This is a genomic window from Chryseobacterium indologenes (assembly GCF_001295265.1).
GTDB classification, from domain to species: Bacteria; Bacteroidota; Bacteroidia; order Flavobacteriales; family Weeksellaceae; genus Chryseobacterium; species Chryseobacterium indologenes_A.
The window spans coordinates 179,343-192,502 of the sequence record NZ_LJOD01000005.1; the positions used below are offsets into that span (position 1 = coordinate 179,343).

Annotated in this window: 9 protein-coding genes; 1 reads left to right on the top strand and 8 read right to left on the bottom strand. The window is 39.3% G+C overall.

From position 1 onward, the window contains the following. Positions 1–107: 107 nt before the first annotated feature. The 6 genes from AOB46_RS09805 to AOB46_RS09830 form a co-directional block, all read right to left on the bottom strand. Entirely contained in the window at positions 108–2,210 is a 2,103-nt protein-coding gene (locus AOB46_RS09805) for a prolyl oligopeptidase family serine peptidase (RefSeq protein WP_062698781.1), read from the bottom strand. A gap of 87 nt (positions 2,211–2,297) precedes the next feature. Further along, positions 2,298–2,969 (bottom strand): hypothetical protein, encoded by a 672-nt coding sequence (locus AOB46_RS09810; RefSeq protein WP_131724349.1) that lies wholly within the window; start codon positions 2,967–2,969, stop codon positions 2,298–2,300. 70 nt (positions 2,970–3,039) lie between these two features. Further along, complete coding sequence (prfA, locus tag AOB46_RS09815; RefSeq protein ID WP_062698785.1) at positions 3,040–4,125, bottom strand: peptide chain release factor 1; 1,086 nt, start codon at positions 4,123–4,125, stop codon at positions 3,040–3,042. A 55-nt stretch (positions 4,126–4,180) separates the two neighbouring features. After that, complete coding sequence (locus AOB46_RS09820) at positions 4,181–5,479, bottom strand: APC family permease (protein WP_062698788.1); 1,299 nt, start codon at positions 5,477–5,479, stop codon at positions 4,181–4,183. A gap of 129 nt (positions 5,480–5,608) precedes the next feature. After that, positions 5,609–8,446 (bottom strand): alpha-amylase family glycosyl hydrolase, encoded by a 2,838-nt coding sequence (locus AOB46_RS09825; RefSeq protein WP_062698790.1) that lies wholly within the window; start codon positions 8,444–8,446, stop codon positions 5,609–5,611. 240 nt (positions 8,447–8,686) lie between these two features. Continuing rightward, complete coding sequence (locus AOB46_RS09830; RefSeq protein ID WP_082377062.1) at positions 8,687–9,739, bottom strand: T9SS type A sorting domain-containing protein; 1,053 nt, start codon at positions 9,737–9,739, stop codon at positions 8,687–8,689. A gap of 150 nt (positions 9,740–9,889) precedes the next feature. Here AOB46_RS09830 and AOB46_RS09835 point away from each other — a divergent pair, with 150 nt between their 5' ends. After that, complete coding sequence (locus tag AOB46_RS09835) at positions 9,890–10,762, top strand: AraC family transcriptional regulator (protein WP_062698794.1); 873 nt, start codon at positions 9,890–9,892, stop codon at positions 10,760–10,762. Between the two features lie 208 nt (positions 10,763–10,970). Here the strand turns inward: AOB46_RS09835 and AOB46_RS09840 are convergent, their stop codons facing one another. Then, on the bottom strand, positions 10,971–11,255 hold the full coding sequence (locus AOB46_RS09840) for a hypothetical protein (RefSeq protein ID WP_185113860.1): 285 nt from the start codon (positions 11,253–11,255) through the stop codon (positions 10,971–10,973). A 94-nt stretch (positions 11,256–11,349) separates the two neighbouring features. Further along, positions 11,350–12,957: a fumarate hydratase gene (locus tag AOB46_RS09845; RefSeq protein ID WP_062698797.1), complete on the bottom strand. Its 1,608-nt coding sequence runs from the start codon at positions 12,955–12,957 to the stop codon at positions 11,350–11,352. Positions 12,958–13,160 lie beyond the last annotated feature (203 nt).

Sequence of the window (13,160 nt, forward strand, 5' to 3'; positions counted from 1 at the left end):
TTTTAAATATCCAGCACAAAAGTAACGAATACCCTCAACATAGAATTAAAAAAAGTGGATAATTTTAATAAAACTATCCACTTTAATTATTTTTACTCTAATTAAGTTTATTTTTTGATTCCCATCTCAAATAAAGCAAAAGAGATAAGATCGGCATTTTCGCCAATCACCTGTTCAGTTGATCTTCCTGCACCGTGGCCTGCATTTTTCTCAATTCTTAGCAGAATAGGGTTTTTACATCCCTGTTTTTCCTGAAGTTCGGCACCGAATTTGAAAGAGTGCGCAGGAACCACTCTGTCATCATGATCGCTGGTGATAATCATTGTTGATGGATAGCAGGTTCCTTTTTTCACGTTGTGTACCGGAGAATAAGACTTAAGATATTCGAACATTTCTTTGTTATCTTCTGCAGTTCCGTAATCATATGACCAGCCCGCTCCTGCTGTAAATTTATTGTATCTCAGCATATCCAGAACACCTACTCCCGGAAAAGCAACTTTCGCCAGATCAGGACGCATGGTCATGGTAGCCCCTACCAGAAGCCCTCCGTTTGACCTTCCGGAAAGTGCCATATATTCTTTGGAAGTATAGCCTTTGCTCTGAAGATATTCTCCTGCGGCAATAAAATCTTCAAAAACATTTTTCTTCTGCATTTTGGTACCTGCATCATGCCATTTTTTACCATATTCACCGCCACCGCGGATATTTGGAACAGCATAAATACCTCCGTTTTCCATCCAGATAGCATTTACTACGGAGAAGGCGGGCTGAAGGCTGATATTGAATCCTCCATAAGAATAAAGAATGGTTGGATTTTTACCGTCAAGCTTTGTTCCTTTTTTATAATTAATCATCATCGGAACTTTTGTTCCGTCCTTTGAAGTGTAGAAAACCTGTTCTGAAACGTAATTATCCGGGTTGAACTTCACTTTAGGTTTTTGATAGACTTCTGATTTTCCTGTATCAGCATTGAATTTATAGGTTGTTCCCGGTGTAATATAGTTGCTGAAAGAGAAATAAAGCTCTTTTTCTGTTTCTTTACCTCCGAAACCTCCTACATTTCCTTTCCCGGGAAGCGTAATTTCCCTTACCAGTTTTCCGGTTTTGTCGAATTGTTTTACCTGATCAATGGCATCAATCATATAGGTTGCAAAGAAATACCCGCCACCGGAAGAGATCCCTAATACATTTTCTGTCTGCGGAATTACGTCTTTCCAGGTTTCAGGAGCCGGATTTTTGATACTGGTTTTTACCAGTCGCATATTTGGAGCGTCCTTATCGGTAAAAATGAAAAGATCATCGCCTTGTGTATCCACGATATTGGCATTGATATCAAATCCTTTTACAATCTGTACAAAATCGCCGCCTTTTTTAAGATCTTTAATATAAAGCTCGTTTCCATTGGTTGCATTAGCTGCTGAAATGATCAGGTATCTCTGGTCTTCAGACACGCCTGCTCCTAAATATCTTCTCGGAGTTTTATCTCCTCCGAAAATTAACTTGTCTTCAGACTGCTTGGTTCCCAGTTTGTGAAAGAATACTTTATGCTTATCCGTCATTCCGGAAAGTACAGTTCCCTCTTTCGGTTTGTCATAACTTGAATAATAGAAGCCTTCATCGCCCTGCCATGAAATTCCGCTGAATTTTACATCTACCAGGGTCTCGTCGATCTGCTTTTTAGAAACAGCATCAATGATGATGATCTTATTCCAGTCACTTCCGCCTTCAGAAATAGAATAAGCCGCAAGGTTTCCTTTTTTGTTGAATGACAGCTGTGAAAGTGAGGTAGTTCCTTTATCAGAAAATTTGTTAGGATCTAAAAATATCTCTGTTGCTTTTGTCTTATTATGTGTTCTGTAAAGGATAGACTGCGCCTGAAGCCCGTCATTTTTATAATAATAGGTATAATCGCCTTCTTTGAAAGGCGCTGAAATTTTTTCGTAGTTCCAGATGTCTCTCAGCTGGTCTTTGATCTTATTTCTGAAAGGAATTTTAGAAAGATAACTTTCGCTGTAGGCTACTTCTTCATCCACCCATTTTTTGGTAGCATCCGAATCGTTTTCCAGATCTCTGAACGGATCGGAAACTACGCTGCCAAAATAGGTATCTGTCTGGCTTCCTTTTAATGCTTTAGGATAATTCATTTTTTGAGAATAAAAAGATGCTGAAAACAGAACTCCAGCAGTTAATAAGATTGGTTTAAAATTCATGTCGAACGATTTTCTCAAAAATACGTAAAGTATATGAAATAAAAAAAGCCCCGAAATCAGGACTTTCAAACATTATTTTTATAGTGGCTAAGAGCCGAAACTCTCGAAATAAAAATCAGTAAGAGAAGTTACAATTTCATCAGGGCTTCCGTTCCAGTAATAAATTTTCCCGCCTTCTGTAAGCTGATACAGGTTGAACTGAAGCTCCGTTGTTACTTCCTTGTCTGCATTTTTGAAGCTCTGAACGCTTTCCGTCAAATATTTCTTCAATTCTTCAGCTTTAATTTTCTTGGGATCCCCGGAAGGGCCTTCAGGCATTTTAGCAGGAACCTTAAAGCTTACGGCATAGGTAACCTCAGCTATTTTCTGATCTTCCACATATTCATTCTGGACAATCTTCACTTCTTTAACGGTAACTTTTCCATTTTTGAAATTATCCATCATAGCCGTGAAATAGTTCTCTGCTTCTTTTCTGCTGGAATCTTCAGCCGATTTTGAAAACGCGGATAAAAATCCGTCAACACTTGTTTTCAGGGTTTCCGCAGAAACTGTTTTAAAATCTACCTGATAGGCTTCCTGTCCTTCTACGGTTGGTTTCAGATATTCATTTAATTTGCTGAGTACAGCAGGATCATTTTTAACGAAAGTCCCGAAGTACATTTCAAATACTTCTGCCGGTTTCTTTACCTCAGCCTGGGCCATCAGATTCTGGCCTACCAAAGCCAGCACCCACAATAAAACAATTTTAAAATTCTTCATATTCATTTAAGTGACTCATGTTTTATGCAAAAAAAAGCTCCTGATGAACAAGAGCTTTCTATATTGTTGTTTATAAATTTTCTTCCTCACCTTTCATCTTCTCTGCATTTTCCGCCATGATCACGGCATCGATCATTTCGGAAATATCTCCGTTCATATAGGCATCCAGATTATACATAGATTTGTTGATTCTATGATCTGTTACCCTTCCCTGAGGATAGTTATACGTTTTGATTTTTGCAGAACGGTCTCCGGTAGATACCATTGTTTTTCTCTGTGCAGCAATATCTCCCTGAACTTCCTGAAGTTTGATGTCATATAGTTTAGCACGAAGCATTTCCATCGCCAGTTCACGGTTAGCCAGCTGGGAACGTGCCTGCTGACAGACAACCACTAGTCCAGAAGGCTTGTGGGTAAGCTGTACTTTGGTTTCAACCTTGTTTACGTTCTGACCTCCGGCTCCTCCTGAACGGGAAGTCTGCATTTCGATATCCGCAGGGTTGATCTCAACATCCACTTCTTCCGCTTCCGGAAGCACTGCAATGGTAATTGCCGAGGTATGCACTCTTCCCTGAGATTCTGTTTCCGGTACACGCTGTACACGGTGAACTCCTGATTCAAACTTCATGATTCCGTACACCCCTTCTCCTTCTACTTTCATGATTAATTCCTTGTAGCCTTTTGCCGCTTCATTGGAATCTGTCACTTCATGTCTCCATCCTTTTGCTTTGAAATACATGGTATACATTCTGTAGATATCTTCTACGAAAATAGCTGCTTCATCCCCCCCTGTTCCGGCACGTAATTCTACAATTACGTTTTTGTCATCAGCAGGATCTTTCGGGATCAGTAAAACTTTCAGTTCTTCTTCAAGGGCCGGAATTTTAGCCTGAGCTTCCAGTTTTTCTTCTTTTGCAAGATCTACCAGATCTCTGTCTGACCCGTCAGCAATAATCTCTTCAGATTCCTCAATGGCATCCAAAGCTCCTTTGTACTGATCATACACTTTTACAATTTTCCCTAAATCGCTGTATTCTTTGTTCAAAGAAGAATATTTTTTCTGGTCTGAAATAACATCAGGCTGTATAATAAGGTCCGCAACCTCATTATATCTTTGTTTTATAGCTTCTAATTTTGGAATTAATGATTTAGACATTGTAGATTTTTTGAGAGTGCAAAGATAAGAATTATTAATTCAATTTAAAACCCCTTTAGTTTTCTGATTTAGAAAGTCTTCGGTCCAGCAAATACAAAACAATTCCCAAGGCCACAATTCCCAACCCTATGAGGCTCTCTCTTGGGTTATGAACCAATGTAAAATAAAGGATATAAAGACTGAACAGAAGAAAAACCGTTGGAAAAATATAAAAAAGACTGGATTTAAAGATTTTCCGCTGTTCTTTTTTAAGGAAAAAAACAGTAGAAACGGACAGGCTGGCAAACAGCTGAAGGATAAAGGCGGTATAGACAAATATTTCTTTAAAGCTGCCTGTGAGAATAATTACGGCTGCAATGCCTGCATGTGCGAAAATCGCACGTACCGGAATTCTTTTTGCATTTGTAACGGCAAGGGACTTCCATAAATGATTTTCTTTAGCGAAGGCCTGTGTCAGCCTTGAACCTACCCACAGATAGCCGCTGATGGTGGCAATCAGCTGAAGGGCAATAAAGATATTGACAATTTTCCCAAAGCTGCCTCCAAGCATATTCCGGGCTGCCTCACCCGTCACATCTTCTTTTCCAGCCAACTGACCTACCGGGGCATGTTTCAACATGATGAAATTTACAAGAAGATAGCTCACCGTTACAAAGAGGGTTCCCAGAATCAAAGATTTGGGAAGGTTCCGGTGGACGTCTTTTATTTCTCCTGCGATGTACGAAGCAGAGTTCCATCCGGTGTAGGAATAGGTAACAAAAACCAGGGATGTTGCAAAAGCAGGAAGTGCAATCTCACTCTGCCAGCTGCTATCAAAATTTAAACTATTTCCTGCCGGAGAATCTGAAATAAAAATACCCAGACTAATAAGAACAGTAATAAAAATAATCTTGATGAAAGTAAAAAAGTTATGAAAACGGCTTGAAGTTTTCAAACTGAATGATAAGCTTAAGGCCACAAGAAAGATTATCCCGATTGCAAAGCCATTTCCGAAAGAATCATTAAATACTGAAAGATATTTTGACATGGCAAGCGCTGCCAGAGCAACAGGAGAAGAGAATCCGATAATTAAAGAAATCCAGCTTACCAGATACCCGAATACAGGATGGTATGTTTCTTTAAGATAGATATAGTCTCCTCCGTTTCCTTTGAAATAAGCTCCCAGCTCAGCATAACAAAATGCCCCGAACAATGCCAGTATTCCACCGATAATCCACAGAAGAAAAATGCTGTATGTATTGGTAATATCAGACAACTGGAAACCTAAAGTCGTAAATATTCCTGTTCCTATCATATTAGAAACGACAATGGCGGCCGCTGTTTTCCAGCCTATCTTGTGCAAACTTGTATTCATTCTGTTAAAAATAATATTTCCCTAAGAATCTCTTTTGAAGCTAATTTTACTGAACTGTACCAATATCTGATTTCTGGCATAACAATTTAAAAAAAGCAAACCTGCTGATCTGCAAATTTGCTTTTTATTTTACTTTATCATCATTTTCTGAATAGCCGTGCCCGTTTCTGATTTCAAATGAACCAGATAGGTTCCTACGGGATAAGCTGTTTTCAGTTCGTAAGTTCCGTTTTCATTCATCAACTTAAATGAATCCATTTTTTTACCGCTCATATCGTAGATGATAATTTCTCCGTTTTTTACTTTATGATAGATGAATTTTGCCGTACCGTTTTTCACAGGATTATCTGCAACCTGTAAAGACAGTTTATGAGCAGCGTTCTCATCTTTCACAGAAAGAGATCCCGAATAATTTCCGAAAATCCTGAATTCTCCTGGTTGCAGCGTAATCGGAGCTGTTGTGGAAGCAATATTGGAAACCGTATTATCCATCAGGTTCTGCCACTGGCCGGTGTAAGGAAAATAAGGGACTACATTTTGAGCTGATGTAGCAAAATTAGCCAGAACCACAACGTTTTTCATCCCATTAATAGAATTATCATAAACATAAATTCTTGTAATCAGTCCATTAGGATCGTTTGACAGATTGTTTGATTCTACGGTGTATGTTTTTGATTTGAACACCGGATGGGCATTTCTTATGCTGATGATTTTAGCCCAGGTATCATATACTGATTTCCTGTTGGTATTAGTATCATATCCCAGGGTAAAAGCAATGGGTTTTTCATCTGTTCTGCAACCACTGTTGATACTTCCGTCTGCACATCTGTTGATGCTGAACTCGTATCCAAGCTCACCAAACTGCCAGATCATTTTCGGACCGGGAATGGTAAAGAATGTGGCACCGAAAGTTTTCATTCTGTCCAGGGCTGTATTAAGGTTCTTAACATCATAAGTTCCTTCAGCAGCACCATATGCCAGGTTTTTAAACATCAACCGCTCCTCATCATGGCTTTCTCCGTATCCTACAGCATGCATATCTGTAAACCCGTGAAGCGTATGATTCATTCTGTCAAAATTGCTGTTTTCCTTATAGCCCATTGTATTCTGGTTGTAAGGATCAGTCTGTTTATTCCAAAGCAGCACTCCTTTTCCTTCAGAGGTTCTGTAGTTTGCCCATTGCTGCTCTTCAGCATCTGTTCCCAGGTGCTCAAATATCATATAAGAATTAGGATCGGCTGCCCACTGCCTGTCTGCATAGTATTTCATAATGTCCACCCTGTCCTGCTGATAGGAGTTGGTACAGGCTTCATCATTTTCAGAGCAGCTTTGGGTAAAGCCTTTTGTTAAATCCCAGCGGAAACCGTCAATTTTATATTCTGACAACCATTGCTGCAGGCATCTTTCAACGTAATATTTCGTTGACGAGCTTGTATGGTTGAAGTCGTTAAATACATTATAGGAATGTTTCGGAACCTGGTTGAAATAAGGATTATTGGCTGCTATATCTCCATATCCGTCTCCATCAGGATCAATATTCCAAAGTCTGGCTAAAGGGGAACGGCCTGTGGCATGATTAAAAGCAATATCCAGAATCACGGCAATCCCGTTCTGATGGCACAGATCCACAAACTCCTTGAATTTTTCAGGGGTTCCATAAGCTTTATCTAAAGCATAATGAAAAGAGGTATTGTAGCCCCATGAAAGATTTCCTTCAAACTCCATGACAGGAAGCAGTTCAACAGCATTGATGTTCAGCCCTTTCAGATAGGAAATTTTATTAATCAGCGACTGCCAGTTTTTCTCCTGGGTAAAATCTCTCAGCAGCAATTCATACACTACCAGATCTTCTTTAGCCGGTCTCTGGAAGTTGTTTACCTGCCAGTTATAAGGCGTTTGCCCTGTTTTAAACATAGAAACTTCAAAATCCTGTCCGGCAGGAAACGGAGGCAGATTCGGATAAGTGGCAGCAGAGATCCACTGGTCATCGTAGGAAGACAATATTTGTGGAGAAAAAGGATCTGCTACTTTTTTCAGGTCATTGGTTCTGTACTGGAAAGTATAGAGCTGCTGAGGAGTCAGCCCAACAATTTCCATCCAGTAAAGATCCGGGTTAGCAGTATCTCTTTTCATTAAATACGAATCATTCACCGTCCAGTTATTAAAATTTCCGATCACATGTACAAAGTTTTTATGAGGAGCATAAAGTGCAAGGCCCACTCTTGTCTGGTCAGTAGGATGGTAATTGATTCCCTGTCTGATCCAGCCTGGGACGGCCTCCGAAATTACGTTTCTCGGAACCTGAAGTGTAAAGTTCACTTTTTTGGAGTTGGATGCAGCATCTGTTGCTGTCAGTTCCATCTGGGCATCTCCGGTTACGGTATAAGTATAAGCATAAGACTGTGAAGGAACCGTGACAGAATTCACAACGGATCCATTGGCCTTTAGTTCAAAGGTTGCATTAACATTTGTTGTCGCGGTAATATTGATGGTATTTCCCGCCGGTACCGAAGTAAGGCTGTTGGGTGCAGGATTCGTCAGGCTGATGTTCAAGACGCCGACATTGACAAAAATATCCGGAGAAGTTTGATGAGCCCCTGTTTTATCTTTTAATAAAAATCCAAATCTTCCGATTCCCGTTCTTGCAAAAAAAGCAGTTGGCGTAAAGGTTAAAGAATAAGAATCTGTTGCAGCATTATAATTCAGCTTATTTGATTCGTTGGAATTATTCCAGCTGCCATTGGTTGGGCAGTCCTGGCTGTTCTGATAGTTTGTATCAAACGACCACGTCCATATGTATACTTCATGATTGGCAATTCCCCAAGAGGACTCATCAATCTGATCTCCCGGAACCGTTAAGGTAACTGCATCTGTTTCATTAAACGGACTGGGAGTAATGGTATAGTTAATCTGCCCAAAAACCAGTCTCACAATGAACAGAAAAACAATAGAATATAATTTTTTCATATCTTATTTTTTATCGAATATAGGATATTTTTTTTCTGTTATATCATTTTCTATGAAAGCAATTTCAAAAATATTTCGGTTTTCGGGGAAAAAAATCAATCAAAAAAGGCCCATGAAAATTTTCATGAGCCTTCCAATAAAAGTAATTGTAATGAACTAATTTTTCCTTATTTATATCAGGCATCTGAGCTTCAAACCTGCTTACAAAGTCCTTTATTGATCAATCAAAGTAGGTGAATGTTAATTTTTAATCACTTTTTTAGAAAGGCGCTGTCCGTTCTTTAAGATTAATTCTATTATATAATTTCCATTGGGAAGGTCATTCATATTGATCTGGTTGCCGGAAAAAGATATATTTATTTTCTGTCCTGTCATATTGAACACATTCACGCTTTCCATGAGAGTGTCTGCTTTAATAGTGAGGATATTTTTTACAGGATTCGGATAAATTCCCACCGCATCTTTTCTTAGGGTTTCCGATATTCCCAGCACAGGTCCTGTTTTAATACATCTGACTGCTGCCCCCTGCCCTCTCGGAGCTCCTGCAGAAGCATTGGCAATTACTGTTCCTACATACAGATATTTTGCTCCGAGAGTGGAAGTATCAGAACTCCAGAAATATCCGCGCTGTCCCACAAACGTAAATCCTCCGTTTCCTGAGTTTCTGTATCCTGATGCCGGTAATTTAAGATGACTGTTATAGGCACTTGTCGGGTTATTGATATTTTCCGCTCCTGCAACCATCTCCCATTCCGACTGTGTAGGCATCTGCCATCCGGGCCCTACAGCCTTGCACGGATCTATTCCCCTGCCCGGCGTTACATTTCCCAAATCAGAAGCATTCCATTGATCCCCGCCCTGGAATTCTGCCCACCATACAGGATCTCCGGCTATATAAGAGCTGCTTCCTGCCAGCCCAGAAGGAAAATTTTCATCCGGCGCAGCCATAATTACTGAGCTCCTAAGCTGGTGACCGTCATCCCATCTTCCCCATTGGAAAAGATCACCGTATGAGGCCGCATCTGCTTTATCTACGGCTACCTGCGAACTTCCAAGGTTCTGCTGCAACCAGATCTTACCATCATTACCTCTCACTGTAGTATAGGTCACCTGCTGGCCCTGATAGGTAAAAGTTACGCAGCCTGTATCTCCCGGAGTATTTCCGGGATCTGTATTATTACAGTCTTTTGATGTAAGTGAAGCCTGCTGCCCATATGCAAAGCTTCCAAGAGTTATTAAAGCCACTAAACACCTCCCTGCCTTATGCATTACAAAATATAAATATTGAATCATCTTTATTATTATTTTTAATTATTCTAAATTTAATTTAATTTTGCACAAAAGTAATTTACCTGATTAATCCTGAGTTATCATTTCCGAACTTTTTGTTATCGTGTAAAGCTTTTACTTAAAAAATGTACCTATCCCGTAAACCTGTTTCATATGAAAGATGAGCCTGACAGTGGATTAATTTTCAGTTCAGGAGATATAAAAATCATCATGCATGAGAACCTCCGCTCTGAAATATTCCTAAAATCTGATATGAGTGAGAGCAGAAAAAACTTTAATCTTCTTTTTATGCTCAGTCCTGCTATTCGTCTGGAAGCCAAAGACTGTGCGGCCAATTTGCTATTCAGAAAAAACCAATACATTCTTTATTATTCATCCCATGAAAACACTGCTGAACTCCGGACAGAACATGAGGAAGGATTAAAATTCGTGCAGATCCAAATTAATTATCAATATATATTCAACCTGATAGAACCTGATTCCAGTAAAGAAAATGCTTCTATTCTGGAGAATATGGTCCGCAATTATTATGTTTTCCTCTATCAAAAAACTCCCCCCGAAATGACCGTAGAGATGCGTATGATCCTGAATGAGATCATTATGTATTCTAAAAAAGGAGTAATGCAGAAGCTATTTGTAGAAGCCAAGATCATCAAGCTTCTGATGCTTATATTTGAACAGTTTAGTGAGAAAGACAAAGTGAATAACAGCTCTCTGATATCTTCTAAAGTCAGAGAGTTCATTGATGAAAATTATCATAAGAACATCCGTGCTGAAGAGATAGGAAGGCTAATGGGAATCAGCCAGAACAAAATACGGAAGGCATTTAAAGAACAATATCATATAACAGCAGCCCATTATATCCTGGAACTCAGAATGCTGAAAGCAAGGAAAATGATTATTAATGAAAATATTATGATCAAAGAAATCGCGATTGAGTGCGGATATGAATATGTACAGAACTTCACCCGGGCATTTAAAAAGAAGTTTGGGATTTCACCGGAAAATATGAGAAATGGAAGATAGTTGAGACCGTCAGTAGATTTGATACCACTAATTTCCAGGAAACAAAGAGGAAAAGCCAATGTATTGAATTGATGAAACGGGCATTTTAACTGACCTGACTTAGGTTTATCACACAAAAAAACCGCTTAATAAATTAAGCGGTTTATATATGTTGTTTTGCTTTGATATTACTTTTTCAGAATTCAGGTGAAAAAGCAATGACAATCAATTAATGATGATGTCCGTGATCGTGGATGAAAGGTCCGTTCCCTTTAGGCTGACTGAAGATTACTTCTACGCCTTCCTGCTCATTAAGCTCTTTTCTTCTGATATCTTCAGGGTCAAAAGGTTTTACTTTTCCGAAATATTCTTTCAAACCTTCAGTTAACCACATTGGGATTACCAATCCGAAGAACATAAAGATACACCAGAATCCTACTAAGAACATAATTATAAAGAATACAGTCCAAAGGAACTGGTAGAACGGCCAAAATGCTGATAAAATCGTTATCATTTCTCTTAAAGATTTTAGGCAAAAATAGGACTTTTTATTTTTTTACACAAAAGATACAAGCCCTATTTTATAATTTATTTTAATTTTAAACTAATTAGTGAGCAAGATCTGCAAAGAAATCATTGCCTTTGTCATCTGTAATAATGAATGCCGGGAAGTCTTTTACCTCGATCTTTCTTACGGCCTCCATTCCTAATTCGGGAAAATCTACAACATCTACCGATACAATATTGTCTTTGGCAAGAATTGCAGCAGGACCGCCTATTGATCCAAGATAGAAACCTCCGTATTTACTGCATGCGTTGGTTACGTCTTTGCTTCTGTTTCCTTTGGCGAGCATAATCATGCTTCCACCATGGCTTTGGAATTCGTCTACATAAACATCCATTCTTCCTGCTGTGGTTGGTCCGAAACTTCCTGAAGCCATTCCTTCGGGAGTTTTTGCCGGCCCGGCATAATAGATCGGGTGATTTTTGAAATAATCAGGCATTGGCTTCCCGCTGTCAATGATTTCTTTAATTTTTGCGTGGGCAATATCTCTGGCAACGATCAGGGTTCCGTTTAATTTTAATCTTGTTTTGATAGGGTATTTTGAAAGCTCTGCCAGAATTTCAGGCATTGGCTTGTTCAGGTTTATTTCAACTGCTTCTTCTAAATGCGGCGGGGTTTCAGGCAGGAACCTCTTTGGATTTGTTTCCAGCTGTTCAAGGAAAATCCCGTCTTTAGTAATTTTACCTTTGATATTACGGTCTGCTGAACAGGAAACTCCCATTCCAACAGGGCATGAAGCAGCGTGGCGCGGAAGTCTGATTACTCTTACGTCATGGGTTAGATATTTCCCCCCAAACTGAGCTCCTATAGCACTTTCCTGGCAGATTTTCTGAACTTTTGCTTCCCATTCCAGGTCTCTGAATGCCTGCCCGGCCTCGTTTCCTTCTGTAGGAAGGTTATCATAGTACTTCGCAGATGCTTTTTTCACGGCTGCAAGGTTGGCTTCTGCTGAAGTTCCTCCGATGACCAATGCCAGATGATATGGCGGACATGCGGCCGTTCCCAGGTCTGAAATTTTTTCTTTGATGAATTCTTCAAGAGATTTTTCGTTCAGAAGGGATTTTGTTTTCTGATATAAAAATGTTTTGTTAGCTGATCCCCCTCCTTTTGTTAAAAATAAGAATTCGTAATAGTTCCCTTTTTTAGCATAGATATCAATCTGCGCAGGAAGGTTTGATCCTGAGTTTTTTTCATCAAACATTGTTAAAGGAACCACCTGGGAATATCTCAGGTTTCTTTTCTGGTACGTATTAAAGATCCCTTTACTTAAAAACTCTCCATCTTCAACCCCTGTGTAAACATCTTCTCCTTTTTTTCCCATTACAATAGCTGTTCCTGTGTCCTGGCATGAAGGAAGAGCTCCTTCAACGGCTACCGCAGCATTCTGTAAAAGGTTATAGGCAACGAATCTGTCATTATCTGTAGCTTCAGGATCATCAATGATTCTTCTAAGACTTTCAAGGTGTGAGGAACGGAGCATGAACGATACATCTGCCATTGCTTCTTCTGCCAGAAGCTCCAGCCCCTTTGGATCAATGGTTAAGATTTCCCTGTCTCCCAGCTTTTCCACTTTCACATAATCTGATGTAAGTTTCTTGTACACCGTATCATCTTTCTGAATCGGATACGGATCCTGATATCTAAATTCCATATTTACTTTTTTCGAAAAATTTAAGTCGCGTAAAATTACGCAATGATATTTTCGTGGTCTTCAAACCATGAGTAAAATCAGTCATTTAAATCGATATTTATAATGATTATAAATTGCGGGGTTCTGAGTTAATAAGTAACTTTATAGAAATTAAATAATCAGTCACGAAATTCTTTTTAACAGTGGCTTAGCTAAACAGATTA

Bases quoted from the DNA above. Each gene is read 5' to 3' on its own strand.
- AOB46_RS09805 (WP_062698781.1), bottom strand. From the start codon at position 2,210: ATGAATTTTAAACCAATCTTATTAACTGCTGGAGTTCTGTTTTCAGCA.
- AOB46_RS09810 (WP_131724349.1), bottom strand. From the start codon at position 2,969: ATGAAGAATTTTAAAATTGTTTTATTGTGGGTGCTGGCTTTGGTAGGC.
- prfA (WP_062698785.1), bottom strand. From the start codon at position 4,125: ATGTCTAAATCATTAATTCCAAAATTAGAAGCTATAAAACAAAGATAT.
- AOB46_RS09820 (WP_062698788.1), bottom strand. From the start codon at position 5,479: ATGAATACAAGTTTGCACAAGATAGGCTGGAAAACAGCGGCCGCCATT.
- AOB46_RS09825 (WP_062698790.1), bottom strand. From the start codon at position 8,446: ATGAAAAAATTATATTCTATTGTTTTTCTGTTCATTGTGAGACTGGTT.
- AOB46_RS09830 (WP_082377062.1), bottom strand. From the start codon at position 9,739: ATGATTCAATATTTATATTTTGTAATGCATAAGGCAGGGAGGTGTTTA.
- AOB46_RS09835 (WP_062698794.1), top strand. From the start codon at position 9,890: ATGAAAGATGAGCCTGACAGTGGATTAATTTTCAGTTCAGGAGATATA.
- AOB46_RS09840 (WP_185113860.1), bottom strand. From the start codon at position 11,255: ATGATAACGATTTTATCAGCATTTTGGCCGTTCTACCAGTTCCTTTGG.
- AOB46_RS09845 (WP_062698797.1), bottom strand. From the start codon at position 12,957: ATGGAATTTAGATATCAGGATCCGTATCCGATTCAGAAAGATGATACG.